Origin of the sequence: Bradyrhizobium sp. Ai1a-2 (genome assembly GCF_000426245.1) — a bacterium.
In the GTDB taxonomy this organism is placed as follows: Bacteria; Pseudomonadota; Alphaproteobacteria; order Rhizobiales; family Xanthobacteraceae; genus Bradyrhizobium.
Window position 1 is genome coordinate 1 of sequence record NZ_AUEZ01000092.1, and the last position, 26,891, is coordinate 26,891.

A 26,891-nucleotide genomic window follows, 5' to 3' on the forward strand; every position below is an offset into this window, starting at 1 on the left:
ATTCGAAGTCCGGATCATCGGACATCGCCTCGAAGATCCGCCACCAAACGCCCTTGATGCTCCATCGACTGAAGCGCCGAAATACGCTGTTCCAATCCCCGAACACTTCCGGAAGGTCGCGCCACGGAGAACCCGTACGCACGATCCACAATACGCCTTCAACAAACATCCGATTGTCGCGCCCGGTCGAGCCCTTCTGGTCGGGACGACCTATGATCAGCGGCGCCATCCGCTCCCACGCCGCGTCGCTCAAAACCAAACGATCCATCACACCCAAGGCCGCCTCCCCAAAAGCAGCCTTGAATCTGATTTGCTCCTAAAAGGGAATCCTTAGAGTCCACACCACCTAGTCCTCGAACCCTCGCGTACCGCGCCGGGCCTTGATGTCGCCGCGGCGCTTCTTGCCTTCGAGGCGGCGCTGCTTGGAGCCGAGCGTCGGCTTGGTCGGCCGGCGTGGGGTCGGCCGCACCATGGCCTCGCGTAACAGTTCGAGCAGGCGCTCGATCGCGTCGGCGCGATTGCGTTCCTGCGTGCGGAAGCGCTGGGCGTGGATCACGATCACGCCGTCCTTGGTCATGCGCTGGCCGGCCAGCCGGACCAGCCGCGCCCGGACATCCTCGGCGAGCGTGATTCTGCTTGTGTCGAACCGCAGCTGCGCCGCGGTCGCGAGCTTGTTGACGTTCTGCCCGCCCGGACCCGAAGCGCGCACGAAGCCGATCTCGATATCGTTCTCGTCAATGGAGAGGTCGCGGGCAACCCGCAGCATGGCATCACCGGTGGTCGGGCAGGAATCGTCCGTCGCACCATAGCGGTTTTCCTGTGCACATGCTCCGCGAGCACAGAACGTCATCCCGAGGAGCTTGTAGCCCGGGTGGAGCGGAACGCGTAACCCGGGACACCTGTGTCCACATTGCGAGCGGTCCCCGGGTTACGCTGGCGCTTCACCCGGGCTACCGCACTCGCGGCCGGACGGCACTCACTCAGTTCGGCGCGGATGGTTTTGCTGCGGAAGGCGCGCCGGACGATGGGCTCGCGGCCGGTGGCGTCGCGGCTGATGGCGAGCTGGCCGGTTGGGCCGCGGCGTGCGGGGTACGGCCGACGACGACCGTGAGCAGGCCCTGGCCCCAGAGCCGCTGCGACACCTTCCTGGCGTCGTCCAGCGTCACTGCGTCGACGATGGCGTTGCGCTTCTCGATGTAGTCGATCGGCAGTTTGTCAATCTGATACTGCAGCATCGCCCCTGCGAGCTTCGACGAGGTGTCGAGCGCCAGCATCTGCGAACCCTTCAGATAGGACTTCGCCTCGTCGAGTTCCTTCTGGGTCGGGCCTTCCTCGGCCATGCGGCGGACTTCCTTCTCGATCGCGTCCACCGTCTCGCTGGCGCGATCGGCGCGGGTGCCGGTATTGCCGATGAACAGCGAGGAATGCTCCATCCAGACCATTGCTTCGTAGACGGAGTAAGCGAGCCCGCGCTTCTCGCGCACTTCGCGGTAAAGCCGCGAGGACAATCCGCCGCCGCCGAGGATGTGGTTGACGACATAGGCCGGCATGAAGTCCGGCTCGTTGCGGCGGATGCCGGGGCCGCCGAAGGTCACGACCGTCTGCGGCACGTCGAGCGGGATGAGGGCGCGCTGCGGCGGCTTGGCCGCGACGATGTCGGCGACCGGCGTCAGCGTGGCCTTGGCCGGCAGGCCGCCAAAGGTCTTGTCGAGCAATTTGCCGAGCGTGTCCGGATCGACATCGCCGACCACCGCGACCTTGAGCGTGTCCTTGGCGAGCACGCGGCGGACATAGTCCTTGAGCTCGGCGATTTCGATCGTCGGGACGGTCTCGAGCGTGCCCTGGGGTCCCCGGCCGTAGGGATGGTCGCCGAACGCGACTTCGAGGAATTTGCGGCCTGCAAGCGAGCTTGGGTTGGTGGATTCGCGGCGCAGGTTGGATAGCACTTGCGCGCGGATGCGCTCGACGTCGGGCGCCTCGAAGCGCGGCGAGGTCAGCGCCATGCGCAAGAGGTCGAAGGCCTCGTCCTTGTTGTCCCTGAGCATGCGCAACGAGCCGCGGAAATTGTCGCGGGTCGAGGAAAAGCTCAATTCGATGGCGCGGCGATCCAGCCGCTCATGAAAGGTCTTGGAGTCGAGATCGCCGGAACCTTCGTCGAGGAGGTCTCCGACCAGATTGCCGACGCCGGGCTTGCCAGCGGGATCCTGGCTGGCGCCGCCGCCGAAGGCGTACTCCATCGCAATCAGCGGCACGGTCGAATCCTGCACGAACCAGGCCTCGATTCCGCCGGGCGAAACCAGGTGCTGGATCCGGGTTGCAGCCTGCGACGGGCGCGATGCGAGCATCGTCGTCAGCGCGAGCGCGCTGCCGCCGATCAGGACCGAACGCCGTGTGAGAGAATAGTTCACGAGCGCTTCTCCTCGTGTTTGGGCGCGGTGTCCTTGATCAAGTAACCGGTCACCGAACGTTTCTTGTCGAGCCAGTTCTGCGCGGCTTCGCGGACCTGTTCGGCGGTGACGGAGCGGATACGGTCGGGCCAGCTCCTGATGTCGTCGATGCTCAAACCCGTGGTGAGCGCGCCGCCATACCAGCGTGCCAGCATCGCCTGGTTGTCCTGCGCGTAGATCGATTCCGCGATCAATTGGGTCTTGACGCGTTCGAGGTCCTCGGCGCGCGGCGGGTTCCGCGCGATATCGGCAATGACCTTGTCGATGGCGTCCTCGATCTGCGCGAAGTCGACGCCGGGTTTCGGCGATGCGGAGATGATGAACTGCGACGGGTCGAGCGCAGTGCCCTGGTAATTGGCGCCGGTCGAAATCGCGAGCTGACGGTCGATCACCAGCGAGCGGTAGAGATAGGAATTGGCGCTGCCGCCGATCAGTTGCGCAAGCACGTCGAGCGCGGGGCTTTCGCCTGCGGAGGCGGTGGCGGCCGACGGGACGAGGTAGTAGCGGCGCATGGTCGGCTGCTCGACGCGCGGATCTGCCAGCGTCACCGTGCGCGGGGAGGCCGGCAGCGGCTCCTGCGGACGCAGTCGTTTTGCAGGGATCGAGGATTGCGCGGGGATGTCGGCGAAATTCTTCTCGACCATCGGGCGGATTTCGCTCGCGTCGACGTCGCCGGCGATGATCAGGATCGCGTTGTTCGGCGCATAGAAGCGCTTGTAGAAGGCGAGCGCGTCCTCGCGGTCGAGCTTTTCGATCTCCTGATGCCAGCCGATCACCGGACGGCCATAGGGGTGGTTGAGATAGAGCGCCGCCATGATCTGCTCGGTCAGCCGCGCATCCGGATTGTTGGCGACGCGCATGTTGTATTCTTCCAGCACGACGTCGCGCTCCGGCAGCACGTTCTCGTCATGCAGGATCAGGCCTGTCATCCGGTCGGCCTCGAACTCCATCATCTTGCCGAGCTGCTCGCGCGGCACGCGCTGGAAATAGCCGGTGTAGTCGGTCGAGGTGAAGGCGTTCTCGTTGCCGCCGACCCTGAGCACGGTCTGGGAGAATTCGCCGGCCGGGTGCTTGGCCGTTCCCTTGAACATCAGGTGTTCGAGGAAATGCGCCAGTCCCGATTTGCCGGGGGTCTCGTCGGCGGAGCCGACCTTGTACCACATCATCTGCGTCACAACCGGCGTGCGATGATCGGGGATCACCACCACCTGCAGGCCGTTGTGAAGCGTGAAGCTTGCGGGGCGTTCCGAGGTGATCGTGGTCTGGGCAATGGCGCTGGAGGCGGAGAGAGATGCCGTCGAAAGCAACCCGGCAAGAAGCGAAACCACAAGGCGGTGCTGGGACATCAGGACCTATCTAAAAAACCCGGAGCAAAATTGCTCCGGGTAATAGCGGCATCATAGGCTGCGCTCAAATCTGTTATCGTCACGAAGGCGAGAGACGAGATTAATTAATCGCCATACTTGCCCTGGGACGGATTGTATTCCTTGTTGAGCGATTCCTTCGGCCCGGTGCCATAGGCATAGTTCGGCGATGGCGTCTGGTAGCCGGGCGGCGGCTGGGTCAGGGACTCGCGGTTCGGTTCGCCCTTGAAGGGGGCGGTCTCGGTCTTGCTGCCACCGAACAGGCCGCTGAAGCCGCCTTCATAGCCGAGCTGTGACGGCGAGAGGATCGCATTGGCGCCGGGGTTGCCGCCGGGCTGGTCGACCGACTCGCCGCCGGTAGACTTCTTGTCGCTCTTCTGCGCGAGCTCGCTCGGCTTCAGCACCCGCGAGGCCTCGATTGGATCCTTGTTGGTGTTCTTCCGTGCCTTGATCGCCTCCTTGCGGCGCGTCTCGTCGGGATCCTTCGGCCAGTTCGGCACCTTGGCCTCAGCGGAAGCCGCCGGCGCGGGCAAATTGAGATTGGGGGGCACGACCAGCGGCGAGCGCTCGCGGTAGTCGATGCCGCGGTTCTCCATGTTGGTGCCGCCGAGGCCCTTCATGATGCCTTCGATGACCTTCTCTTCGAAGGTCTTGTCATCCTCGTCGTCATCGTCGCCTGCCCGCACGGGACCTGCGGCCATCACAAGGCCGATGCCGACGGCGACCGCGGCGAAGCGCAATCCATGCATCAGCGCTTTCCAGGCGGTCGAGGTGTTGGCTTGTGAGGCGTTGGCTTCAGTGTGGCGCATCGCGCTTTCCCCACTCTTTAGAATTCGTTAAGGCGATCACCGGCTTAGACACGGTTCCGCGCTTGAAATCCTACCCGCTCGCTGAGGGCCGTATCGGCCCCGATCAGGGCGCTTTTGCGGCAGGTACCCCCAGAAAGGAATCATACAATAGTGCGGCTACCCCAGCAACGATGGCCACGTCCGCGAGGTTAAACACGTACCAATTGAAGGTTTTTTCCCCGATCTGGATGTGAAACAGGGCGAAATCGACCACCGCGCCGTAGGCGAAGCGGTCGATGGCGTTGCCGATCGCGCCGCCGATGACCAGCCCGAGCGCCACCGTCGCAAGCAGGGTACGCGAGTACGCCATCCAGACCGCCAGCGCCACCACCGCGATCGCCTTGACCGCCATCAGCAGGAGCTGGGCCGTCGGGCTGTCGCTCTGGAACCAGCCGAAGCTGATCCCGACGTTCCACGCCAGCACCAGGTCGAAGAACGGCGTCACCTTCACCACGCCTTGGCGGGGAAGGTCGAACACGAACAGGAGCCAGAGCTTCGACGCCTGGTCGAGGATCAGCGTAATGACCGCCGCGATGATGCCGGCGCGCAGGGGAGGGATCATGCGGGCAAGTTACACGGCAACGCCCAGCGCCTTCCACTCCCGCAACGCCTGCGCGTCGCGCGGAGAGACGTCGGGATATTCGGCGTCCTCGCCGACGGTGGGCAGGATCTTCCACGAGCGCGCGCATTTGCGCCCGACCGCCTTTTCGACCACCACCGCAACGCCCGGCACGTCGTTGAGGCGGAATGCATGCTCCGGCGCGTCCTGGTTGGTCACCATCGCGTTCGAGGTGATGCAGACTTCCGCAAGGTCGACGTTGAACAGCGTGTCGAGCATCTCCTGGTCGGAGACGTAGACCAGCGGCGAGGCTTCCAGCGACGAGCCGATGTTCTTGGCGGCACGCTCGATCTCGAGCGCGCCGGTGACGACGCGCCTGATGTCGCGGACGGTCTCCCATTTGGTGGCGAGCCGCTCGTCGCGGAATTTCTCCAGCCCCTCGGGGAACAGCGTCAGGTGCACGGAAGGCTCCGCGTCGGGCCGGTACATCCGCCACGCCTCGTCGGCGGTGAAGCTGAGCACCGGCGCCAGCCATTTCAGGAGCGCATCGCAGATCATGTCGATCGTGGTCAGCGCCGCCTTGCGCGCGACCGAGGACGGCGGGTCGCAATAGAGCGTGTCCTTGCGAATGTCGAAATAGAACGCCGACAATTCAGTGTTCATGAATGCGGCGAGGCTCGCGACCACGGTCTTGTAGTCGAATTCGGCATAGGCCTTGCGGATGATCGCGGCCTGGCCGGCAAGCTCATGCAGCATCAGCCGCTCGAGCTCGGGCATCTCGCCATAGGCGACCTTCTCGCTCGGCTTGAAGTGATGCAGCGTGCCGAGCATCCAGCGCACCGTGTTGCGCAGCTTGCGATAGGTCTCGATGGTGTTCTTCAGGATTTCCGGGCCGATGCGCTGGTCGTCGGAATAGTCGGTCGCGCAGACCCACAGCCGCAGGATATCGGCGCCGGAATCCTTGATCACCTTCTGCGGCTCGACGGTGTTGCCGAGCGATTTCGACATCTTGCGGCCGTTCTCGTCCAGCGTGAAGCCATGGGTCAGCACGACATCATAGGGTGCGCGTCCCCGCGTGCCGCAGCTCTCGAGCAGCGAGGAATGAAACCAGCCGCGATGCTGGTCGCTCCCCTCAAGATACATCACGGTGTCGTCGCCGCCGTCGATCTTGCGCTTGATGCCGGCAAGGCCCGGGAAGTGCACGGGGTCTTCCAGCACGAAGGCGTGCGTCGAGCCGGAGTCGAACCAGACGTCGAGGATGTCGTCGACCTTCTTCCAGTCCTCATTGGCCAGCGACCCAAGGAAGCGCTCGCGCGCGCCGTTCGCGTACCAGGCATCCGCGCCTTCCTGCTCGAAGGCATCAGCGATGCGCTGGTTGACTGCCTCGTCCCGCAGGATCTCCGCCGAGCCGTCGCCTTTCTCGCGCACGAACACAGCGATCGGCACGCCCCAGGCGCGCTGGCGCGAGATCACCCAGTCGGGACGGTTCGCGATCATGCCGTTGATGCGGTTCTGGCCCGCCGGCGGCACCCATTGCGTCACCGAGATCGCCTGCAGCGCACGGGCGCGCAGCGTGTCGCCGGGTTTTGCCTTGCCGTCCGTCGCGATCGGCTTGTCCATCGCAATGAACCATTGCGGCGTATTACGGAAGATCACCGGCTTCTTCGAGCGCCAGGAATGCGGATATTGGTGCTTCAGTCGTCCGCGTGCGAGCAGCATGCCGCGCTCGATCAGCGCCTTGATCACGGCCTCGTTGGCGTCGCCCTTCTCGCCCTTGTCGTTGATCACGCGCTTGCCTTCGAAGCCCGGGGCTTGATGGGTGAAGGCGCCATTCTCGTCCACGGTATAGGGGATCGCGGTGTTGATGCCGCGCGCATCGAGCTCACGTGTATTCGCGGTCCAGACGTCGAAGTCTTCACGGCCGTGACTCGGTGCAGTGTGCACGAAGCCGGTGCCGGTGTCGTCGGTGACATGATCGCCCGCAAGCAGCGGGACCGTGAATTCGTAGCCGCCCGCAAAGCCCTTGAGAGGATGAGCGGTTTCCACCGCATCGAGCGTATCGCCCGGCAGCTCGCGCACCTTCTCGTAAGCGGTGACGCGCGCCTGCTTGAACACGCTTTCCGCCAGCGCATCAGCGAGAATCAGGAGATCGCCCGTCTTCGCCCAGTTGTCGGCGGGCGCATCGGTGACCTCATAGAGGCCATAGGCGATCTTCGGCGAGAAGCTGATGGCGCGGTTGCCGGGCAGCGTCCATGGCGTCGTGGTCCAGATCACGACGCTCGCTTTCGCCAAGACGCCATGCGCGGGCGAGGTGACCGGAAATTTCACCCACACCATGTCGGAGGTGTAATCCTCGTACTCGACCTCGGCTTCCGCCAGCGCGGTCTTCTCGACCACGCTCCACATGACAGGCTTGGAGCCACGATAGAGCGTGCCGTTGGCTGCGAACTTCATCAGTTCGCGCGCGATCTGCGCCTCCGCGGGATAGGTCATCGTCTCATAGGGATGATCCCAGTCGCCGATCACCCCTAGCCGCTTGAACTCCTCGCGCTGCACGTTGATCCAGTGCGTCGCGTAGGCGCGGCACTCCTTCCGGAATGCCACCATCGCCGTGGAGTCTCGGAAATCCGGCTTCTGCCTGCCCTTGGAGCGGTAGTTCTCCTCCTCGATCTTCCACTCGATCGGCAGGCCGTGGCAGTCCCAGCCTGGCACGTAGTTGGAATCGAAGCCCAGCATCTGCTGGCTCTTGGTCACCACGTCCTTCAGGATCTTGTTCAGCGCGTGCCCGATATGGATGTTGCCATTGGCATAGGGCGGGCCGTCATGCAGCACGAACTTGGTGCGCCCCTTCGCGGATTGGCGCAGTTTGTCGTAGAGGTCGATCTCGTTCCAATATTTGAGGATTTCCGGCTCGCGCTGGGGCAGGCCGGCGCGCATCGGAAATTCGGTCTGCGGCAGGAACAGGGTCTTGGAATAGTCTTTGGCGTCGGACTTTTGCGGCTTTTCGGACATCGGTCAGGTTTGGGTCTGGCTTAGCTGGGATGGGATGGGCGCGTTTAGCGATCTATCGCGGGAGGAACATGAAAATCCCGGTCTCGCGCCGAGCCTTGAGAGCTCAGGCGGAAGCCGGGCCGCTAATGCCGATGATGCGCCGTATCAACATGGGGCCTTCCATAGCAGCCGGAACGGGAAATCGCAAAGGCTGGTGAGCGGACCAAGCCGACACCATTGCGGATTTTACCAAAGATACTAATCTATTGATTATTGGAGAGAATTCATGAGCGCCAAACCGCTGGCCGAGGTATATGAGAAGCTGAAGGAGCTTCGCCGACAAGGCGATTCCAACGTCGATATCGATTCCATGCTGCAATCCATGCGCGACGACGCGGCAGCGCAGAGCATCGTCGAGCCGACGCTTGCACCCGAGGGCCTTGTCAGGACGATCGAAATCAAGACGCTTGCAGACCGTGTTTTCGGCGATCAAAAGAAAGCGACTACTTGGTTGAAGCGTCCGAATGCCACGTTGTCAGGTCAAAGACCGATCGACCTCCTCAAGGACGAACTTGGCACGGCGGTCGTCCGCGAAATGCTAGAGCGGATAGATCACGGAATCTTCGCCTGAGCTCACGACATGGAGCTTTGGCGGATATCGAACTACCCGGATCTTTCGGGGATTGGTGGCCTGAGGACTGGCGGGCGGTGGCATTCGCAGGGCAGACGGATCGTCTATCTGGCGGATCATCCGTCAAGCGCGCCACTTGAGATGCTGGTCCATATGGATCGCGACCTCATTCCTGCGAGCTACCAACTCCTTCGTGTCGAGCTTCCGTCGGACATCGCAATTGAAGTGGTTGCCGACTTACCTGTTGATTGGCGATCTCAGACGATGATCACACGGGATATTGGCGATCGCTGGATTGACCGCTCCTCGAGCTCGTTGTTGCAAGTGCCGTCGGCGATCAGCCAGAGCCAGAACTTTCTCTTTAATCCTGCGCATCGAGACGCGGCCAAGGTCAGCGTGGCCGAAATTATTCGAGCTCCGTTCGATTCCCGCCTTCTCGGGTAGCCGGGCGCTCCGAGCAACTCATCACGGACGGGCCCGCGCCGGATTTCCGGTGACAATCTGGCCCGCGGCGACGTCCCGCGTGACCACGCTGCCGGCGCCGATCACCGCGTCGTCGCCGATCGAGACGCCGGGCAGGATGATGGCACCGCCTCCGATCCAGACGTCACGGCCGATCCGCACCGGTCGGCCGAATTCGAGGCCGGTGCGCCGGGTCTCGGCATCGCGCGGATGGTCGGCGGCATAGATCTGCACGGCGGGGCCGATCTGGGTGCGGTCGCCGATGACAACCTCGACGATGTCGAGAATGACGCAGTTGAAATTGAGGAAGACCTCCTCGCCCAAACGAATGTTGTAGCCATAGTCGCAGAAGAACGGCGGACGGATCACGGCGCCCTTGCCGACATGGCCGAAATGTTCCGACAGCAGCGCATGCCGCTCGGATACCGGCGCGGCCAGCGCCGCGTTGTAGCGCGCGAGCCAGGCCTTGTTGGCGGCCGCATCAAGCTGCAGTTCCGGGTCACCCGGACGATACAATTCGCCCGCCAGCATCTTTTGTTTTTCGGTCTTGCTCAATCGATCGCTCCGAGCTTCGGGAACGCCTCAGGGGCGGCGGCGAGCTGCGCCCTGGCGCGGGCGCTGTCGTCGTCCATCTGTCGGATCAACCCTTCAATGTTGTCGAATTTCAGCTCATCGCGGATGAAGCCGATGAAGGCGACGTCGAGCAAATTGCCGTAGAGATCGCCCTTGAAGTCGAACAGGAACACTTCAAGCAATGGCGCGCCATTGTCGAAGGTCGGGCGGCGGCCGAAGCTGGCGACGCCGTCGATGCGTGCCTGATCTTTTCCTTTGCCGCGACCGACCCGCACCGCATAGATGCCGTGCTTCAGGCCGCAGTTCTTGTCGAGACGGATGTTGGCGGTGGGATAGCCGAGATCGCGGCCGCGCTTCTCGCCATGGATCACCTCGCCGGTGACGAACCAGGGACCGCCCAGCATCGCGGTGGCGTCCGCGACCTCGCCTTCAGCGAGTGCCATGCGGATCGCGCTGGAGGAAACCGGCCGCTCCTCGATATCGACATGGGCCTGGACGTCGACCTCGATGCCGAGCCGCGGCGCCTCGGCGACCAGGAGGCTTGGTGAGCCGACGCGACCCTTTCCGAAATGGAAGTCGTAGCCGACCGCGATCCCGCTGACGCCGAGCCGTTCGATCAGGTCATGATGGATGAAATCCTGCGCGCTGGTGCCGGCGCGGTTCTTGTCGAAGGTCATCACCACGGCGCCGTCAAGCCCGGTGCCTGCGAGCAGGCGCAGCTTGTTGGTTTCGTCGGTCAGGCGGAATTGCGGTGTATTCGGGCTGAAGAAGCTGCGCGGATGCGGCTCGAAAGTCAGCGCCAGCGCAGGTTTCCCATGCGCCCTGCCCATTTGCAGGGCGGCCTCGATCACGGCGCGGTGGCCGAGATGGACGCCGTCAAAATTGCCCATCGCCACCACGGTCCCCCTCGGGATCGCGCTTTGGGGGGTATTGTCGCGAATAACGGTAAAACGAGTGGTCATTTGGTTACGATTCTTCAGGAATTCTTAAGCGCCGACCAGAGCATGATCCGGCCGGGGTAGCGCGAAGGGGAGGCCGGTTTTCCGAAAAGATCATGCTCGAACAAAGAGATGAGATCATGATCCGATCTCTTCCAATCGGATCATGAACGCGTGCGGCCGGACCGTGGCTTGCCGGGACTACCGAAGTCAAGCGGGCGAAATCGCGTCAAAACGGATGCAATCCGTCCCAGGCCGGTTAACGCGCTGTTTAACGCATGATGCTACTGCTGCGGGCGAGGAATGCGGGCCGCGCAGGCCTGTTGGTTTTTTCGCGCAAGCGTCAGTAGCGTGTTTGGGGGAGAGAAGATGGCGGTTGATTTGTCCATGCCGGTCCTGGTGGTCGATGACTACAGCACCATGATCCGCATCATCCGGAATCTTCTGAAGCAGCTCGGTTTCGAGAACATCGACGACGCCTCCGATGGCTCCGCGGCGCTGAACAAGATGCGCGGCAAGAAATACGGTCTGGTGATCTCCGACTGGAACATGGAGCCGATGACCGGCTACGACCTGCTGAAGGAAGTCCGCGCCGATCCCAACCTCGCCACCACGCCCTTCATCATGATCACGGCGGAGTCCAAGACCGAGAACGTGATCGCGGCCAAGAAAGCCGGCGTGAACAACTACATCGTCAAGCCGTTCAACGCCGCGACGCTGAAGACCAAGATCGAGGCGGTCTTCCCGGACATGGCCACGGCGTAAATTCCACTTCGCCCCGCTCTTGCGGGGAGGGGTCGGCGCGTAGCGCCGGGTGAGGGGACTCACCACGAACTCACATCTATCCAATTTGCGGAGGCAGCCCCTCACCCCAACCCTCTCCCCGCAAGAGCGGGGCGAGGGAGCGTAGTGGCGCCAGCCCTACCACCGTAACTCCCGGATCAGCGCCTTCGGCGGATGGCCGAACAGCTCCACTACCGTGTCCGGGTCGAGCTGGTCGACGCCTTCGAATTGCTCGGAATGGATGCCGCGGGTCACGAACAGGCAGTCGATGCCAAAGCCCTTGGCCCCCGCAATGTCCGTGCGCACGGAATCGCCGATCGCCAGCACGCGATTGAGTTCGACCGGACGGCCGCGGCGTTCGGCCGCCAGTTGCATCGCGCGCTCGTAGATCGGCTGGTGCGGCTTGCCGTAGAAGATCGCTTCGCCGCCAAGCTCGCGATACAGCTCGGCGATCGCGCCCGCGCAATAGATCAGCCGGTCGCCGCGCTCGACCACGATATCGGGATTGGCGCAAATCAGTGAAAGCCTGCGTTCGCGCGCCTTCAACAGCATCGCGCGATAGTCTTCCGGGGTCTCGGTCTCGTCATCGAACAGGCCGGTGCAGATGATGTAGTCCGCCTGTTCCAGCGCTGTCAGCGGCGCATCGAGGCCGCGGTGGATCGAGGAGTCGCGCTCCGGGCCGACCCAGTGGATCTTCTTGCCGGGATGCTCGGCGACGAAATGCCGGGTAAGGTCGCCGGAAGAGACGATCGCATCATAGGTCTCGTCGGCTACGCCCAGCTTGCGCAATTGACGCTGCACCGAATCGGCCGGCCGCGGCGCATTGGTGATGAGGATGACGGTGCCGCCCTGCTGGCGGAACGTATGCAGCGCTTCGCAGGCCTCGGGAAACGACTCGAGCCCGTTATGCACCACGCCCCAGACGTCGGAGAGCACCACGTCGACGTCGCCAATGACGTCGCGCAGCCGCTCGACAAAGTGAAGTGAGGTCATGAGAACGCGTGTTGCCTGGGGTGAGGTGATCGTTGTGTCGAGCGTCGTGGCCGCAGTCTCCCACCTCTCCTCACCGGGGAGAGGTCGGCGCGCAGCGCCGGGTGAGGGGGAACAGGTCCCACGAGAGAGCGTAACCCCTCACCCGCGCCGTTGGCGCGACCTCTCCCTGTGGGAGAGGGGGGCACCGCCGACGCGGTAACACGTCGCTCCAGCCGCATCATGCCTTAGCTCGGGCCCGCGACGCGGCGCGCCAGCGCGGCGTTGCCGGTAACCCGCGGCGGCGGGTCGATGACGGGGCTATTCTGGGGAACGGGAGTGCTGGCGCCATTGGCTTCCTGCGGCTTGGGCGAAGAAGCCCCGGCGGTAGCAGATGCGCCTTCAGGCCGCAACGGCCGCGGCGGCGCGAACAGGAACCCCTGGCCGAACCGTACGTCGTAGTCGAGCAGGTCGACGACGGCGCGCTCGCCTTCGATCTTCTCTGCGATCAGATCGATGCCGTAGCGGCCGAGCAGGTCGGACAGGTCCGAGGGGTGAATATCCGAGGTCGAGCTCTGCCTGGGATCGAGCAGCAACGCCGCCGGCACCTTGATGAAGCGCACGCCGCGATCGGCGAGCTCGCGCGGCTCGAAACGGAGGTCGCTGACATGGTCGATCGAGAACCGATAGCCGCGTTGCGACAGCGCGGCTAGATGCTCGCTCTCGGCCGGGCCGAGATTGCGGAAGGTCGACTGCTTGAATTCGAGCACGAAGGATGGCGCCAGCGCGCGATTGGCCTCGAGGAAATCCAGGCACTGGGTGAAATTGACGGTGTTGCCGAGCGTCGCTGCAGAGACGTTGCAGAACACGCCGACATCCTTGTTGCGGACCATCAGCCGGCGCAGCACCTGCACACAGCGTAGCATCACCATGTGGTCGATGCGTCCGATCAGGCCACCGGCTTCCGCGGCGCCGATGAAATCGTCGGCCACGATGATCTGGTCGCGTTCGTCGCGCAGCCGCGTCACCGCCTCGTAGTACCGCACCTTGCGCTGCGGCAGCGTCACCATCGGCTGCAGGTAGATGTCGAGCCGGTTAGCGTCGATTGCATTCTTGATGGTGGTGACGAACTGGGTCGGGCTGTGCGAGGCCGCAATGGCTTCGGCCGGAGCGGGCGCCGGCGGCGCCGGTGCGGCGAAAACCTGTTGGATCGTCGTCGGAGTGGCGGCGCTCCACACGGCGCCGGCTACCGGAGCTGCAACGGCAGCGCGTGGCTCCGGTTCTGGCTCGGCCACGGGTTTGCTCGGAGGCGCACTCGCAGCGGCGTCCGCGGCAGTCGCCAGCATGTCTTCATGGCTGGCGACCGAGGCCGCAAGATGCTTGACCAGGTTGCCGAGCTCGTTGATTTCGCCGACCACGGCCTGCAGGCGATCGGCGCCGGCGGAATTCGCCGACACCAGGCGGCCCTCGACAGCGGCGAGCCTGCGGCCGAATTCGGCGACCTGGCGGGCGAGATCGGCCGTGCCGCGGGAGAGGTCCGCGATCTGGCCGCCGACATCGGAGCGGTCGCGCAGCCGCATCGACACGGCGTTGTAGAGGATCAGGAACGTCAGCGCAGTCAGCGCCACGATGGCCGATTCGGTTCCGCTGATGCCCGCCACCGAATAGAGCACAAGGCCAAGCGAAGCAGCGACCAGAACCATGCAGATGGCGATGAAGATCGTCGAAATGCGAATCATGTCGCGCGCGTTATGCCCTCAAGTTTGGCCGTCCACCTCGGCTGTCCCATCCGGGAAAACACGGGCCCTTTCGGCGCGGTCCTGTCTGTGCTCCCCCAAGCGGGACCACTGTACCATCAAGTTTGATTCGGCAGGCAAGCGTTCTTTTGGGGACGATCAAACCGCCGGCCCCAGCGTGTCGGCCATCACGGCCTCGCGGCGACCGAGCGGTTTCGGGCGGCCTACGGTCGTATCCACCGCGGTCTGGTGCTCGATCTCCGCATTCAGCTCCGCCCCCAGCAACACGATGCTGGTCGACATCCACATCCACATCATGAGCCCGATTGCTGCGCCAAGCGATCCATAGGTAGCCGTGTAGTTGCCGAAATTCGACAGATACCAGGACAGCGCCGCTGAGCCGGCGATCCAGAGCAGCGCCGATGCCAGCGTCCCGACGCTGAGCCATTCCCAGCGCGGCGCACGGCGGTTCGGTCCATGCCGGTAGAGCACCGCGAGCCCAGCCGCCAGGATCAGGAACAACAAAGGCCATCGCGCAAGGCTGACAAGAAGCTGGCTTTCCGGCTTCAGGCCGACACGATCGACCAGCAGGGGAAGCACGACCACCGCGCTCACCATCACCAGCAGAGCCGCGATCGCGCTGAGGGTGAGGGCGAGCGAGATCAGGTTCAATCGGATGAAGCCGCGCGTCTCGCGCTCGTCATAGGCGACATTGAGCGCGTCGATCACGGCCTTCATCCCGGCGTTGGCGCTCCAGACCGCGAGCGCGAGCCCGAACAGGAAGGTCACGCCCAACTCGCCGCTGCCCTTCGCGAGCACCCGGCCGATCTGATCCTGCACGATCTGGAACGAGCCTTCCGGCAGCATCAGCGCCAGCGTCTCGAGATTCCTGGCAATGGTCGAAGGATCGGCGTAGAGCCCGTAAAACGAGACCAGCGCGGTGATGGTCGGGAACACCGCCAATAGGCCGTAGAACACGACGCCTGCGGCGGTCGCGAGCAGCCGGTCATCATTGATGCGCTGATAGCAGCGCCACAGGATGTCCTTCCAGCCCGCGAGCGGAATCTGGAGCGGGCTCGCCGCGCGGCGTCCCCTGCCGGGTTCGGCCAGTTCGCGCACGAAACGGCCCGGTGCCGTCGAGGGGTCCAGGGTGTGGCGAGCCGGCGCGGGCTTCGGATCGGCCTGAAGATAGCGATGAACGAGAAAAAGCAGGATCGTCGTCGCCGCGATCAAGAGCCAATTCCCGCCCTGTCCGGAACGCGCGTCGGACATCGGTTTCCTCCAGCCAGCGTTGCCCTGGTTCAGGATGAACGTGAGCCGGATTTGAATGTTCCGGAAGCCCCCGACCTCCGCCGTCATTCCGGGCTCATCGCTGCGCGAAGTCCCGGAATGACGAGAGAAAATTCGCTTGCGATTCCAGGGTGATTTGGCTCGTCCACCCCTGCTGCGAAAAACATTCCGCTTCCGTCGTCGGGCAAATCAGTGATTTAACTCCGCGCGTCTCACGGCGGATGAGGGGCGGCTCGCGATCGTCACGAACGTTGCGGTGAGATGCGGTGGACGTGAGTGTCACGACTGACGAGCGTGGCACTCATGGACGGCGAAGTCGTGTGGACTTGGACGTCCAGCCCTATTTCCGCACCGTCCACAATCGTAAAAAATACCGGTTTTTCAGTCGTTTGCCTGATATTCTTGGGCAAAGAAAAAGGTCTACCGAAAACCGGTAGGCCCCAATGGGCCCTAGTCTCACGCGCCTTGTCATTGCATCCCTTTGTCGGCGGCGCGGATGCCGTCGTCGCCATCGTCGCGGGCAGAACCATCTGAACGTTGTTAGCCGAAGATACCCGCCGGATCAGGAGTGACGGGCAGCTTCTTTCTCACCTCGTCGAGGATGTCTTTGATGAACTGGGGGACGTGTCCTCGCTGCACGAGGGCCTCGGCGATGAACCGTGCCACCAAGGGTTTGTTGCGGTCGCCCGAGATGCTGAGTTCGGCTCGTGCCTCTGCCTCCAGCTGGTCATACAGGCCCGCCTCGTTCGCCTCGACATGCGCCCGGCACTGCGTCTCCCAATTACCCTGCAAGATTGCATAGCCATCCTTCACGCACGCCGCCGGCTCGTCCGCCTCTTGCAGCCCGAGCAGACGGCACAGGCTGCGGTTGGCGGCCTTCTCCGATGACTTGCCGCCGTCGTTGTCGAACACGATGTACGTCCGGATTCCGTGTACGGCGTAAAGCTGGGACAGGGTGTCGATAGTGGGCTTGCCGCCCGCCGACACGATCGAGATGCCATGCTCGTCGAAGTCGAGGCCCTGCGCCTTGGCGAACACCGGGATCGCTTCGCGCTCGGTAGAACCTTCGACCACGATGACGACACGGGCGAAGAACGCCTCGGTCATCTCGGCCGTTCGTACGTTCCTGATAAAGGCGCGGACCGTCTCCACCGTCATCTCACGCTGAGGGTGCAGCTCTTTGCGGGCCTTCAGCAGGTCCTCGCTGGAAGCCGTTGTCACCTGGGTGCAGACTTCGTCATCTTCGTCCTCGCAGCGATCCACCAGCACGATGCGGTCGCTTCGGGCCACGTCCAGAAAGTGGGCGCTGTGGGTCGAGATGAAAAGCTGGTTGCCTGCATCCGCCAGCATCTCGAACTGCTTCATCAGGCTGCGCTGCGCATGCGGATGCAGGTACAGTTCGGGCTCCTCGATCCCGAGCACGGCATCACCTCGGAAAGACTTCGCGAAAGCTTGGAACAGCGCGAGCACCAAGACGTTGCGCACGCCTGAACCGACCTCCAATGGATTCCTCGCCACTCCGCGTTCGACGAGCGTCGGATAGAGGCTGCGGTAGAGGTTGGTCTCCTCGAGCGTCCGAAACTCGAACGACACGTCGTACCGGGCGGTCTTGAGCTGGGACGCGAACGCGTCCTTCAGCTCCTTCTCGAAGGCCTTGTACTGGTCAGTCTGCAGGAGGACGTGGGCGGTGTTCAGCGCCTCGCGGAGCTTGGTCAACTGCTCGCCACTGTCCTTCAGGGTCTGATGGAGATGGCGCAGGGCCTGGCCGAAGATCGACCAGCGCGAGGTCGAGAACTGTCTCTCGTAGTTGCGGCCAGCATCCACGTAGGCGAAGGCAAGGTCTTCCCGGTCCGCGTTTGTGAAGCGCCGAACCAGCCTGCCCTGGTTGTCAAGCGCGCTCAGTGCGTACTGCGATTTCGACGTGTCGAAGTCGATTTGGGAAAAGTACGGGTGATCTAAGCAGAGCCGAATGTGGACGTTGTTGTCGCGGTTGCGCCCGTAGAAGTCCGAGTCGTCGAGGTTCGCGGGCATCGGCCAGCGCTCCCCGAGGATGAAGTTGATCGCCGACAGGATGTTGGTTTTGCCAGCGTTGTTTGGCCCGACGAGGATGCAGATATCCTCGGGGCAGAAGTCGACGTATTTGATCGACCGCCAATTTTCAATTTGGACGCGCGTAATCTTCAACGAGGAATCCCCCAAGCCCGCCTAAATTACTGGCAGGCTCGCGCCTTGCGTGCAAGCCACTGACGATTATCGGCTTCTCTTGGGCAATCGGCGGATCGCTACGCTTCTGCCCGCAATGTCGAAATGGCGGCGACATCGCTGCGATCCTCGCTAAATGCCAGCCCTTACTGAGAAATCCGGAATCGTCGCCAATAGAATTTTCTATTGAATTTCAATGGCTTGACCTTGGCAGGCAATCGCGTATCGTGATCAACATTGGCGATGGTGCCGCCAATCATTGAGCCCAAGGCGAGGCGGTCTTCACGCAAAAGGCCAATCGCCACTTGAGACGTCCCGCCGAACGATCTTTCTTCTGAGAGAGGGTTATAGCCATGCCTGACCTAGCGATGCCGGCTGCGCGCGTTTCAAACGGCCCCCGCAAGCCGATTCCAAGGAAGCCCCGTCGCGACCGCCGGGGCACGTTCGGCGTGCCGGCACCAGTCAGGTTCGACTTTGATTGCTTACCCGATAGTGCATGGCTCTCCAGCGACGAGGTCGCCGCTGTGTTGCGCCGCTCGCGAGCGACGCCGCCGGCATGGCGAGCGACGGCGGGTCACCCGTTGAAATGGCAGCGCGTGCTCGGCAAGCCGCTGTACCGCGTCGGCGATGTTCGCGCGTTCATCGCCGGCAAAATCGAAGGGAGGCGGTCGTGATCAAGAGTAAGCGTTGCCCAACCCACAGCAGTCGTAACTTGGGCAACACTTAGGAGATCAGCAGCATGAGCCGTGGCTTAGGATCGGTGGAGCGGGCGTGCCTGAAGGTGATCCAGTGGCGTGAGGGAGCGGACAAGCGTCCACCCACAACGTTCACGGTTGCATGTGACGTTTACGATGTGTCGCCCGACGATGACGGCAACCGCCTTTGCAACAATACGCAACATGTCGCGGTCAAGCGCGCGCTCGCAAGCCTGCAACGTAAGGGCTTTGTCATCGGCTTCCGCGATACATACCACTCGCGGGCGCGGGGCGACGGTAATATCGAGCTATGCCACATCTGGATGACAGAGGTGGGCTTAGCGCGATGGCTTGCGCACGTCGGTGAATGTGACCTTGCTACGAACATCACCAGACGCGCACAGACAATCGGCATGACGTGTGTGTGACACGGCGTGCTCGCGACGCGGCGGCAATGAGGATTTGGACTGCAAAAGGAGATCATCATGAGCGTGAAAAGTGAGAGGCCCCACGCGGGCGCGCAGGGCCAATCGAGGTAGCTAACAAGCTGAGGATGAATGAGTGTGGCACCGAGGAAAATGCCGCGCTCAAAATAGCAAGCTACATCGGCAAAGCAAGAGCGCTGCCCGCGCGTAGGACCTCGAAAAAGTCGAGGAACTTGCCATGCGTGGAAAACCTTCCATCGGGAGCGTGGTTCTCAGCCCGAACACGCCGATGCCGACCGCCGAGCAGCTTGTCGACGACTGCTTTCGGCATAACGATGACAGCCGTGTCCTTCACCACTGGCGCGACGAGTGGTTTCTGTGGAACGGCTCGTTTTACGACAAGCTGTCGGAGGCGGCGCTTCGCGCGCGCGTCTGGCACTATCTCGATGAGGCCCGCACCGGCACGGGCGAGTTCAAACCGCAGCCGAAGCACGTCAGCGCCGTGATTGATGCGCTGGCAGCGGTTTGTCATCTCGACGACGCGGTTGAAGCACCGGCGTGGATCGAGCGCGAGTACGCCATCGCTGCCGATCCTGTTGACCTGCTGCCGGTCGGCAACGGTCTGTTGGACATGGCGCGGCGCGAGTTGAATCCGCCGACGCCGAATTTTTTCTCGCTCACCGGCACCGATGTGATCTTTGATCCGAACGCGAAGCGCGAGCATTGGGATACTTTCATGCGCGCCCTGTGGGACAACGACCGACAGTCCATCGAGGCCCTGGGCGAGTGGTACGGCTATTGCCTCGGCCGCGACACCTCGCAGCATAAGATTTTAATGCTGGTCGGACCCACGCGCGGCGGCAAGGGCATCATCGCGCGGTTGTTGCGCCAACTGGTCGGCGTCAGTGCCTACGCCGGCTTCTCGCTCTCGGACTTCGGGCGGGCATTCGGCCTGCAGGTTCTGATCGGCAAGCTGGTCGCCGTGGTGTCGGATGCGCGGCTCGACACCAAGGACAAGGTGATGATGATCGCAGAGCGGCTATTGTCGTTGTCAGGCGAGGATTGCGTGTCGATTGACCGCAAATTCACGTCGGTGTGGACCGCGCCCCTCGGCGTGCGCTTCACCATCATCACCAACGAACTGCCGAAGCTGCGCGACCCGTCCGGTGCGCTTGCCGGTCGCTTCATCATCCTGCGCCTCGTCAAAAGCTGGGTGGGTCGCGAGGATCGTCAGCTCGAAGAAAACCTTCGTGCGGAGCTGTCGGGCATTCTGAACTTCGCTCTTGATGGCCGCGACCGGCTGCGCCAGCGCGGCCACCTTATCCAGCCCAGCAGTGCGGATGGTATGGTCAAGGAGTTCGCCGACACAGTCTCCCCAATCAAGACCTACGTCGCGGAGGAGTGCGAAATCGACAGCATGGCATGGGTGGATACCATGACGCTGTTCGATGATTGGAAGGTGTGGTGCGACCAGCGCGGCCACAATCCGGGCGATGCCGCCACCTTCGGCAAGGCACTGCGGGCGGTGGTGCCTGAGATCGAGCGCACGCAATATCGTTCCAAACCGTACGGCGGTGCCCGGCGCTGGCGCTACAACGGCATCGGCCTGCTGCGCAAGACTACCGACGAAGCGTCACCCGACGAGTGACTGGCAACGGTGGTCGATCCAGTGACAAACCCCGCTCGTCACCACTTCGTCACCAGTCGATTTTCGCTGCCCGGTGACAGTTGCTCTCGCCCTTCCTTCAATGATTTACTCTCTTTGTCACCAGTGTCACCACGTAAAGGCCTATGTACGTGATGGAGGGGAATAAATGGTATTTGTAGAAAAGAAGTAGAACGGTCCCAGTGACGCGGTGACAGACGCCGCCGTTGACGCGGCGGGATCAGCGCCGTCAGGCGCTGCGCGCATGGAATAAAGGCCCGTCGACAAGCGCACCTGCCCTATGCGCGCCTTTTCCCTGCGGAACACATCGGAGCTCGCAGGAAGGACTTCGCGTCGCCGTGACAGCGCGCTACGTCCCAATCGCGTCGCTTTCACCAAATTGGTAGCATGTCCGCTATGCGGACCCGAAAATTCGGAAGCGGCCGACGCCGCGAAGTCTGGCCGGATCATCGTCTGATCGAACGACACCCACGTGTCTGCGTGCTCGCGCTCGCTCGCGATGGCGGGACGGTCGCGGGTGTCGTGACGACGTTGCGATGGACGAACGGCTTTGTCGCCACGATCCGCGCCGAGCCGACGCGCTTGATCATCGAGACGGCCGATCGGCGGCAGATGGTCGCGCTCGACCCGAAGCGATGCGGCTTTCTCGTTCGTGCCGGAATGCTGTGCCCCGCGTGCTCGCGTCGCTGCGTACACCTGATCGAGAACGGCGGGATTTTTTCGTGCCGCCTGTGCTGTGGTCTGGATCACAGCTCTCGCCACGTCCATCGTCGCCGCTGGTCTGCGCTCGGTCGCATTGCCAAACTGCGCGGCAAGATCAAGGCCGATCCATCGCCGCTATCGCCGTTGCCGCCACGGCCGCGCTGGAATACGGCCGCAGCGAAGTATGATAGGGTTGCCGCCGAGATCGAGCGCCAGGAAGCAATTCTGATCGGCCGAGGGTCGCAATGGACGAAATCGTAGAACTCGTCGACGATCAGCGCGACGATCAGATCGTAAAGCTGCGTTTGACCGGCGTGGGCGTGCGCGCCATCGCCAAACAGTTTTCCATCAGCACCGCCGAAGTTGAGCGCGTCATTGACCGGATGCTGGCGCACATCGATGCGGGCTTTCGCGTACGCACCGCGCGGCTCGAACTCGAACGGCTCGACCTGTTGCACCGGGCTTATTTCGCGAAGGCGCTTTCCGGCGATACGGCGGCCGGGCAATTGCTCGTGCGGATCGCCGAGCGCCGCAGCGCTTTGCTCGCGCTCGATAGCCCGATCCGGGTTGACATCGTCGAACGACAGCATGAGGTCACGCCGGCACCGACCTCGACCGATCGCATCCGCGCCGCGATCGATCGCCTGACGGGACCTTCTCCACCGGCCGGCAAATCGCATTAGCGGCTCGCTGGCGAAGTTTTTCGGGCTCCGGCCTGTGAAGGCAGGCCGAACGCCCCAGAACCTGCCCTGATGCCGCGTCTGACGGCCATCTATGAGGCCGCTTTGGCCGCCAAAAACCCTGTCACCGCAGGCACTTCCACGGTATTGCAACAAGTAAACGTTCGTTAGCTTGTAGCAAAGCCTCGCATGAAACCCAGAATAATCTTCTATGGCCGCGTCTCGACTGCCCGGCAGGGCCGATCGGCCCTCGGCCTCGACGCCCAGCGCGAGGCGGTCACGCGATTTGCCAAGGCTGAGGGTCTGCAGATCGCCGCCGAGTTCGTCGAGGTCGAGACCGGCAAGGGCCATGACGCGCTCGACCGGCGGCCAAAGCTCGCAGCTGCTCTCAAAGCCGCGCGCAAGTTCGGTGGTCCGATCATCGTCGCCAAACTCGACCGGCTGTCCCGTGACGTCCATTTCATCTCGGGCTTGATGTGCGAGAAGGTGCCCTTCGTCGTCGCCGAGCTCGGACCGGACGTTGATCCGTTCATGCTCCACGTCTATGCCGCGATTGCCGAGAAAGAGCGGCGCGTGATCGCGCAACGCACGCGCGACGCGCTGGCCGCCGCCAAGGCGCGCGGCGTCAAGCTCGGCAATCCGCTTGGCGGCACCGCAAACAAGCAGGCCGCCAACGCATACGCCGAGTCTCTGCGCTCTGTCGTCGAGCCGATCAAGGACCTGTCGACCCGCCGCATCGCAGCTCACCTGAACGAAGGCGGCCACACCACGCAGCGCGGCGGTCAATGGTCATCGGTCACGGTTATGCGCCTGCTTGATCGGCTCAAGCTGCGCTGACACCAAACCTCATCTCGCGACGTGATCAGCACCCCGGGGTTGATTCCGACGACGTGGGATTTTGTTCCGGGGGCCGGGGGCTCCCCCTCGGCGCACGGTTCGGAATTTTCGAGCATCGACCGACCGGCCAAAACCGGGTGGCGCGGCGACCCGGTTTTTCAAGGTCGAGATCGCCATCGAACGTCGCCCCGGTGTGCGCCGAGCACGTGATTGTCCATCGTGGCGCTCGTGATCACCTCGCCGCAGAAGCATCGCGCAACTCCGTCCGGCCGCTGTGTCGGCAGCGGCAGGTGCAAATCGTGCATCCGGTATTTCCAAGCGGTGCGGTCGCGGCTGTCGCGCCACGCCCGATAGTCGGCTTCGGTTCTGGTCGCGGCGAGCCTCTGCCATGCCTGCGCGAACGCGGCGCGGGCGTCATCGAAGGTGGCGGCAGCGCCGTATCGATGCTGGCCCGGCTCGGTGCCGGGATAGAAGCCGCAGGCCCAGCCCCATTGCGGCGCGGCGCGAGGGACGCCGGCGCGCAGGCTGATGTGGCCCACGTCGATGTCGCCGAATCGGATCGTCCAGTGCTCAAGGTCATGGTTCTTGTCGCGGCGGCGGGTCAGCATAACCGCCCATCAAAGCGCGTGCGTGAACCGCTGGCAAATTATCAATCTGCTGCGGATCGAGGCGGCACCGAACCACTACGGATCGTGGGCTGTGGATGCGTGGCCGATCGCATGGATTTGACAACCGCGCCGTCGCGTGTAGTCTCATCACTGGTCGCGCGATGCGGCATCTCGACGCCAGCAGAGCCAATACCCAGCGCCAGCGCTCACAGAGCCCGAGCCCGAGGTCACTTCGCCAGCCAAAGTTCGAGCCGCGACCATCTTCTCGAAAATTCACACGCCATTTGCGGGCGCGGCAGCCTGCGCTGCCATTTTGGCCGCGTGGCGATCAGAGGATGGTCGCACATGTCTCAAAACACGACGACAACTCATTGGGCAAGGCAGATACGCACGGCATGGCAGTCAAGCGTGCGCAGCATCATCAAGTGCGGTCAGTTGCTCATTACCGCCAAGGAAAGGCTGGCGCACGGGCAGTTCGAGCGGATGGTCGCGAACGAACTGCCCTTCGGGGCCTCGACAGCGGATCGTCTGATGAAGATTGCCCGTGATCTGCGACTGACAAATCCTGCGCATGCGCAGCTTTTGCCGCCGAGCTGGTACCTGCTGTACCGGCTAACGCTACTGTCCGACACAGAATTTAATGCCCGTGTTGCTGACGGGTCGATCAATCCGGATATGACACGAGACGATTTTGAGTCGGTCCGAACCTATACGCAAACGATCATTAGCCCGAGCTACGTCAGTGTCGCCAAACCGCAGCCGAGGACTGTTGTCCCGGTCTATGCGAAAGAAAACCCGCGCGTGCCTGCAATTAGGTACGTTCGCGTGGTCGAGGCAGGCAAATCGATGACGGTCTCTGAAACGGCGACTGCAAGACGACGGCAAGCCCATCGCGTCATCGAAAGCCTCGAGTTGCTCGCGGAATTACTTGCCGACGAGGACACTGCCAAGGAGGTCGCCGAGTCCCTGCGAACACGAGGTGAGGATTTGTTTCGCGTGACGTGCGCGCTGCAAGCGCTTGCAGACCTCAAGACGGCAATCGATTCGATCGACTCGGTTCAGTGACAGTTCGCGTATTTCCGCAAACCACAGCGCGGCCACCCGCTCGTGCTTTCCGCCGCGCGCCCTGGTCGGCGCGCGGGTTCACATCAGGCCGCTGCCGCCCGTTCATGATCCTACGGCCAGGCCTGTTCTAGCGAGAAGCCGCTTGAAATATTCGTCACTCTCTTTATCGACTGGGAGGCCAGAGAGCTTGGACAATTCCATTGTCAGTAGAGCTAATCGCGCGCCAATGAAGTCTCTGTATGTCATTTGATGCCATTTCTCCGGTAACATGGCTCGCTTGAAGACATCGTCCCTATGTTCGGGTTTGATCAATTTGTGGTACTCACTAGGACTCTTATCCTTGATCTTCTGATTGTCGGCGGCCGACAAGAAACAGAAGTTAGCAATCCAATTTGCGCCTTGTTCGCCCTGCGATAGCAGATGAGCTTTTGGAAAGATGTGATGAAATTCGTTTCGGTTGCAGCGGAGAAGTACATCACTGAGATTTACCTTGGCGTTGGACACCAGACTGCGAGGATATCTTGAAGCTAGCAGTAGGATAAAAATCTTGGTGTTCACCGTTCCAATATTGAAGGTGTTTAAGAAATGGAATGGATCTAGTCGAGCCTCAAAGTTGACCGTCGCGTTCTCGTCGCTCTTTAGTTCATCCATCCATGCAATATCAGCGGCATGGTTTTGATTGACGCCACCCGAATAGCGGCGGGCAAGGCAATTTCGCCAAAACCATCGAACCAGCGCGCGACGTTGCTTTGCGCTCGGATGAAAGCCAGAGACCGCCTCAGTCGCAAAGAAGCGACACAGCGGCACCAGCATTGCTGGATAGGGCATGATTTCAAGTGAATGCACCTTTAATTCATGTCTAAGAAACTCTATCGCACCTAAGAGGCCACGCTGTATCACCTCGAACTTGGATCGAACTGTCGGTCCATGAAGCGAGACAATGGATTTGGTGCTAGCGTCGCCTTCGATCACTGCAGCTGTGCATTTCATCAACAGGTCTTGTTGGTCTCCAATCTTAGAGAAACCATAGGGGCTAACTTCTGAACCGAGTTGCTGAACTCTCTCATTGAGATCAAACTCATCGCTCCAGGTCCAAGCGGTGAGCAACTGGAATGTGTCAAGCGGTATGCCCGCGCGATTCACGCGCTCGAAAATCATGGCAATTTGCTCTCGGTCGTCGAACTCAATGATCTCGTTTTTTAGCTGCGCTTCTTGAAACCGGCGTTGTAGCTCTACAAGGCGATTTAACGTGTTTGCATCGCGATCGCGCGTCGCAATCGCAAAAGCCGCCGGATCGAACAAAAGCCGCAAGGGAAATAAGTTCGGAATCCCCTCGCCACCCTGTCCCGAAACCGCGACGAATTGATCTTCAAGCGCGCCCTCATCGGCACTCAGATCGAAATAGACCTGAAACGCATCGCTTTCCTCGATCGGTTGAAGCAAAGTTTGGAAGACCCCGAATAAGGACGTGATACGCTGCTGTCCATCGAGCACATAATCGATTGGCCACTTCTTTGATGGTTCGGGAAGCTGAAACGGTCCGAGGTTTCTTTCACCGGTGAGCTTCTCGCTACTTCGCCAGAAGAGGACTGAACCAATAGGATAGCCCCGGTAGATGCTATCCATTAGAAATGCGACCTTCTCGGGCTCCCAGACAAATCCGCGCTGAAACTTTGGAATGCGAATAGTCCCGCTCAGGACGCGCTCCACTAGTCCACGTATGGTTAAGGTATCCCCTGCCATCCCCAAAACCCCCGGTTGTACCAGAGCAGGTTGATACTGGGGGAGATGAGTCGGTCAAGAACATTTTCCACGCAATAATTCACGCGGTGTGTCGATACCAGCCCAACGGTCTCGCGAGGGCGGCCCGATCACGATCGCATATCGCGCGCACCGCTCGCGCATCTCCTCATCGTCATCGTCGAGCGGCAAGACACGTAGCCAGTCCGCCTTGTAGCGGCGATAGCGGATGTCGCGGTCACCGTCGATCGTGTCGACCAGTAGCGGGACCATACTGTCCTTGCCGACCGCCGTCCTCGGGTCGGCAATATCCCCATTGCAGATTTGGCTGACGTCGCACCAAGTGAGGTCATCCGGCTGGCCGCCGTCGTCGCGGGTGTGCTGAATGCGGAATTGCGCCGGGCCAGAGCCGCGAAAGCTGATCAAGGCGTCGCCTTCGATCCGTACCGCCTCGCCGAGCGCAACGACACCATCGCTCATCGGTCAACCCTCCATGAAATGCGCTTGACTAGATCCAGTCCGGCGACGAACACGTGTGGACGGTGCAGCGCCTCCATCGCCGGATCGAACGGGTCGATGGTCTCGCCGCATACGCACACGAACGGACGGCCGGGGTTGGCTCGCGCGATGGCGAGCACGCGCCGCGTCGTCGTCTCGTGCGCAGCCGAAAGCTTGGCGGC

Annotated in this window: 27 protein-coding genes; 9 read left to right on the forward strand and 18 right to left on the reverse strand. The window is 62.3% G+C overall.

Annotated elements, in window-relative coordinates:
• The 7 genes from K288_RS0136845 to ileS all read right to left on the reverse strand — a co-directional run.
• Positions 1-277 (reverse strand): IS5 family transposase (locus tag K288_RS0136845; RefSeq protein WP_043161691.1); only part of this gene is annotated, 277 nt, incomplete at its 3' end.
• Positions 278-346: 69 nt separating this feature from the next.
• Entirely contained in the window at positions 347-766 is a 420-nt protein-coding gene (gene arfB / locus K288_RS0136850; RefSeq protein ID WP_027584008.1) for an alternative ribosome rescue aminoacyl-tRNA hydrolase ArfB, read from the reverse strand.
• A gap of 214 nt (positions 767-980) precedes the next feature.
• Positions 981-2,345: a pitrilysin family protein gene (locus tag K288_RS47710; RefSeq protein WP_084800014.1), complete on the reverse strand. Its 1,365-nt coding sequence runs from the start codon at positions 2,343-2,345 to the stop codon at positions 981-983.
• Between the two features lie 59 nt (positions 2,346-2,404).
• On the reverse strand, positions 2,405-3,793 hold the full coding sequence (locus tag K288_RS0136860) for a pitrilysin family protein (protein ID WP_027584009.1): 1,389 nt from the start codon (positions 3,791-3,793) through the stop codon (positions 2,405-2,407).
• 104 nt (positions 3,794-3,897) lie between these two features.
• Entirely contained in the window at positions 3,898-4,620 is a 723-nt protein-coding gene (locus tag K288_RS0136865) for a hypothetical protein (protein ID WP_027584010.1), read from the reverse strand.
• Positions 4,621-4,723: 103 nt separating this feature from the next.
• Positions 4,724-5,218, reverse strand: a complete 495-nt coding sequence (gene lspA / locus K288_RS0136870; RefSeq protein ID WP_027584011.1) for a signal peptidase II — start codon at positions 5,216-5,218, stop codon at positions 4,724-4,726.
• A gap of 12 nt (positions 5,219-5,230) precedes the next feature.
• A complete protein-coding gene (gene ileS, locus K288_RS0136875; protein WP_027584012.1) occupies positions 5,231-8,230 on the reverse strand; it encodes an isoleucine--tRNA ligase in 3,000 nt (999 codons plus the stop codon).
• Between the two features lie 265 nt (positions 8,231-8,495).
• On the opposite strand from ileS, the gene K288_RS0136880 reads away from it, so the two are divergent.
• Together K288_RS0136880 and K288_RS0136885 are read left to right on the forward strand one after the other, a co-directional pair.
• Positions 8,496-8,840, forward strand: coding sequence for an MbcA/ParS/Xre antitoxin family protein (locus K288_RS0136880; RefSeq protein ID WP_027584013.1), 345 nt, complete (start codon positions 8,496-8,498; stop codon positions 8,838-8,840).
• A 9-nt stretch (positions 8,841-8,849) separates the two neighbouring features.
• On the forward strand, positions 8,850-9,284 hold the full coding sequence (locus tag K288_RS0136885) for an RES family NAD+ phosphorylase (RefSeq protein ID WP_027584014.1): 435 nt from the start codon (positions 8,850-8,852) through the stop codon (positions 9,282-9,284).
• 21 nt (positions 9,285-9,305) lie between these two features.
• Here K288_RS0136885 and K288_RS0136890 read toward each other — a convergent pair whose 3' ends face one another.
• The gene (locus tag K288_RS0136890) at positions 9,306-9,857 is read right to left on the reverse strand and encodes a sugar O-acetyltransferase (RefSeq protein ID WP_027584015.1); all 552 of its coding nucleotides are present in this window, start codon (positions 9,855-9,857) and stop codon (positions 9,306-9,308) included.
• The gene (locus tag K288_RS0136895) at positions 9,854-10,837 is read right to left on the reverse strand and encodes a bifunctional riboflavin kinase/FAD synthetase (RefSeq protein WP_027584016.1); all 984 of its coding nucleotides are present in this window, start codon (positions 10,835-10,837) and stop codon (positions 9,854-9,856) included. The genes K288_RS0136890 and K288_RS0136895 overlap by 4 nt, the downstream gene beginning before the upstream one ends.
• A 345-nt stretch (positions 10,838-11,182) precedes the next feature.
• On the opposite strand from K288_RS0136895, the gene K288_RS0136900 reads away from it, so the two are divergent.
• Complete coding sequence (locus K288_RS0136900; RefSeq protein ID WP_016844467.1) at positions 11,183-11,578, forward strand: response regulator; 396 nt, start codon at positions 11,183-11,185, stop codon at positions 11,576-11,578.
• Between the two features lie 156 nt (positions 11,579-11,734).
• Here K288_RS0136900 and K288_RS0136905 read toward each other — a convergent pair whose 3' ends face one another.
• The 5 genes from K288_RS0136905 to K288_RS53810 form a co-directional block, all read right to left on the reverse strand.
• Positions 11,735-12,589: a TIGR01459 family HAD-type hydrolase gene (locus K288_RS0136905; protein ID WP_027584017.1), complete on the reverse strand. Its 855-nt coding sequence runs from the start codon at positions 12,587-12,589 to the stop codon at positions 11,735-11,737.
• Between the two features lie 224 nt (positions 12,590-12,813).
• The gene (locus tag K288_RS0136910) at positions 12,814-14,304 is read right to left on the reverse strand and encodes an EAL domain-containing protein (RefSeq protein WP_027584018.1); all 1,491 of its coding nucleotides are present in this window, start codon (positions 14,302-14,304) and stop codon (positions 12,814-12,816) included.
• 156 nt (positions 14,305-14,460) lie between these two features.
• Complete coding sequence (locus K288_RS0136915) at positions 14,461-15,573, reverse strand: YihY/virulence factor BrkB family protein (protein ID WP_027584019.1); 1,113 nt, start codon at positions 15,571-15,573, stop codon at positions 14,461-14,463.
• Positions 15,574-16,131: 558 nt separating this feature from the next.
• Complete coding sequence (locus K288_RS0136920; protein WP_027584020.1) at positions 16,132-17,775, reverse strand: AAA family ATPase; 1,644 nt, start codon at positions 17,773-17,775, stop codon at positions 16,132-16,134.
• A gap of 164 nt (positions 17,776-17,939) precedes the next feature.
• Positions 17,940-18,098, reverse strand: a complete 159-nt coding sequence (locus K288_RS53810; RefSeq protein ID WP_160169049.1) for a hypothetical protein — start codon at positions 18,096-18,098, stop codon at positions 17,940-17,942.
• A gap of 434 nt (positions 18,099-18,532) precedes the next feature.
• Between K288_RS53810 and K288_RS0136935 the strand changes: the two genes are divergently transcribed.
• From K288_RS0136935 to K288_RS0136955, 5 genes are all read left to right on the forward strand, one after another.
• Complete coding sequence (locus K288_RS0136935) at positions 18,533-18,916, forward strand: hypothetical protein (RefSeq protein ID WP_027584021.1); 384 nt, start codon at positions 18,533-18,535, stop codon at positions 18,914-18,916.
• A gap of 286 nt (positions 18,917-19,202) precedes the next feature.
• Positions 19,203-20,561: a DNA primase family protein gene (locus tag K288_RS0136940; RefSeq protein WP_027584022.1), complete on the forward strand. Its 1,359-nt coding sequence runs from the start codon at positions 19,203-19,205 to the stop codon at positions 20,559-20,561.
• A gap of 414 nt (positions 20,562-20,975) precedes the next feature.
• On the forward strand, positions 20,976-21,542 hold the full coding sequence (locus K288_RS0136945; protein WP_027584023.1) for a hypothetical protein: 567 nt from the start codon (positions 20,976-20,978) through the stop codon (positions 21,540-21,542).
• Positions 21,527-21,964 carry a hypothetical protein gene (locus K288_RS0136950; RefSeq protein WP_027584024.1) on the forward strand — a complete coding sequence of 146 codons (438 nt, stop codon included), beginning with the start codon at positions 21,527-21,529 and terminating at the stop codon, positions 21,962-21,964. Before K288_RS0136945 ends, K288_RS0136950 begins: the two co-directional genes overlap by 16 nt.
• Positions 21,965-22,150: 186 nt before the next feature.
• Positions 22,151-22,798, forward strand: a complete 648-nt coding sequence (locus K288_RS0136955) for a recombinase family protein (protein WP_027584025.1) — start codon at positions 22,151-22,153, stop codon at positions 22,796-22,798.
• Positions 22,799-22,956: 158 nt separating this feature from the next.
• On the opposite strand, the gene K288_RS49900 is transcribed toward K288_RS0136955, so the two are convergent.
• Positions 22,957-23,406, reverse strand: coding sequence for a hypothetical protein (locus K288_RS49900; protein WP_051334952.1), 450 nt, complete (start codon positions 23,404-23,406; stop codon positions 22,957-22,959).
• Positions 23,407-23,814: 408 nt separating this feature from the next.
• On the opposite strand from K288_RS49900, the gene K288_RS0136965 reads away from it, so the two are divergent.
• Positions 23,815-24,471, forward strand: a complete 657-nt coding sequence (locus K288_RS0136965) for a DUF3102 domain-containing protein (RefSeq protein ID WP_152535852.1) — start codon at positions 23,815-23,817, stop codon at positions 24,469-24,471.
• Between the two features lie 102 nt (positions 24,472-24,573).
• Here the strand turns inward: K288_RS0136965 and K288_RS47725 are convergent, their stop codons facing one another.
• The 3 genes from K288_RS47725 to K288_RS53815 all read right to left on the reverse strand — a co-directional run.
• Complete coding sequence (locus tag K288_RS47725) at positions 24,574-26,214, reverse strand: DUF262 domain-containing protein (RefSeq protein WP_051334953.1); 1,641 nt, start codon at positions 26,212-26,214, stop codon at positions 24,574-24,576.
• 54 nt (positions 26,215-26,268) lie between these two features.
• Positions 26,269-26,691, reverse strand: a complete 423-nt coding sequence (locus K288_RS0136975; protein ID WP_027584027.1) for a hypothetical protein — start codon at positions 26,689-26,691, stop codon at positions 26,269-26,271.
• A partial coding sequence (locus K288_RS53815) for a hypothetical protein (RefSeq protein WP_027584028.1) occupies positions 26,688-26,891 on the reverse strand: 204 nt, incomplete at its 5' end. The genes K288_RS53815 and K288_RS0136975, both read right to left, overlap by 4 nt.

Coding starts and splice junctions, on each gene's coding strand:
- K288_RS0136935 (WP_027584021.1), top strand. CDS start 18,533: ATGAGCCGTGGCTTAGGATCGGTGGAGCGGGCGTGCCTGAAGGTGATC.
- K288_RS0136915 (WP_027584019.1), bottom strand. CDS start 15,573: ATGTCCGACGCGCGTTCCGGACAGGGCGGGAATTGGCTCTTGATCGCG.
- K288_RS0136905 (WP_027584017.1), bottom strand. CDS start 12,589: ATGACCTCACTTCACTTTGTCGAGCGGCTGCGCGACGTCATTGGCGAC.
- K288_RS0136895 (WP_027584016.1), bottom strand. CDS start 10,837: ATGACCACTCGTTTTACCGTTATTCGCGACAATACCCCCCAAAGCGCG.
- K288_RS0136885 (WP_027584014.1), top strand. CDS start 8,850: ATGGAGCTTTGGCGGATATCGAACTACCCGGATCTTTCGGGGATTGGT.
- K288_RS0136975 (WP_027584027.1), bottom strand. CDS start 26,691: ATGAGCGATGGTGTCGTTGCGCTCGGCGAGGCGGTACGGATCGAAGGC.
- K288_RS0136945 (WP_027584023.1), top strand. CDS start 20,976: ATGCGGACCCGAAAATTCGGAAGCGGCCGACGCCGCGAAGTCTGGCCG.
- K288_RS0136940 (WP_027584022.1), top strand. CDS start 19,203: ATGCCGACCGCCGAGCAGCTTGTCGACGACTGCTTTCGGCATAACGAT.
- K288_RS0136860 (WP_027584009.1), bottom strand. CDS start 3,793: ATGTCCCAGCACCGCCTTGTGGTTTCGCTTCTTGCCGGGTTGCTTTCG.
- K288_RS49900 (WP_051334952.1), bottom strand. CDS start 23,406: ATGCTGACCCGCCGCCGCGACAAGAACCATGACCTTGAGCACTGGACG.
- K288_RS0136865 (WP_027584010.1), bottom strand. CDS start 4,620: ATGCGCCACACTGAAGCCAACGCCTCACAAGCCAACACCTCGACCGCC.
- K288_RS0136880 (WP_027584013.1), top strand. CDS start 8,496: ATGAGCGCCAAACCGCTGGCCGAGGTATATGAGAAGCTGAAGGAGCTT.
- K288_RS0136900 (WP_016844467.1), top strand. CDS start 11,183: ATGGCGGTTGATTTGTCCATGCCGGTCCTGGTGGTCGATGACTACAGC.
- K288_RS0136950 (WP_027584024.1), top strand. CDS start 21,527: ATGGACGAAATCGTAGAACTCGTCGACGATCAGCGCGACGATCAGATC.
- K288_RS47710 (WP_084800014.1), bottom strand. CDS start 2,345: ATGCTCGCATCGCGCCCGTCGCAGGCTGCAACCCGGATCCAGCACCTG.
- arfB (WP_027584008.1), bottom strand. CDS start 766: ATGCTGCGGGTTGCCCGCGACCTCTCCATTGACGAGAACGATATCGAG.
- K288_RS47725 (WP_051334953.1), bottom strand. CDS start 26,214: ATGGCAGGGGATACCTTAACCATACGTGGACTAGTGGAGCGCGTCCTG.
- K288_RS0136910 (WP_027584018.1), bottom strand. CDS start 14,304: ATGATTCGCATTTCGACGATCTTCATCGCCATCTGCATGGTTCTGGTC.
- ileS (WP_027584012.1), bottom strand. CDS start 8,230: ATGTCCGAAAAGCCGCAAAAGTCCGACGCCAAAGACTATTCCAAGACC.
- K288_RS0136955 (WP_027584025.1), top strand. CDS start 22,151: ATGAAACCCAGAATAATCTTCTATGGCCGCGTCTCGACTGCCCGGCAG.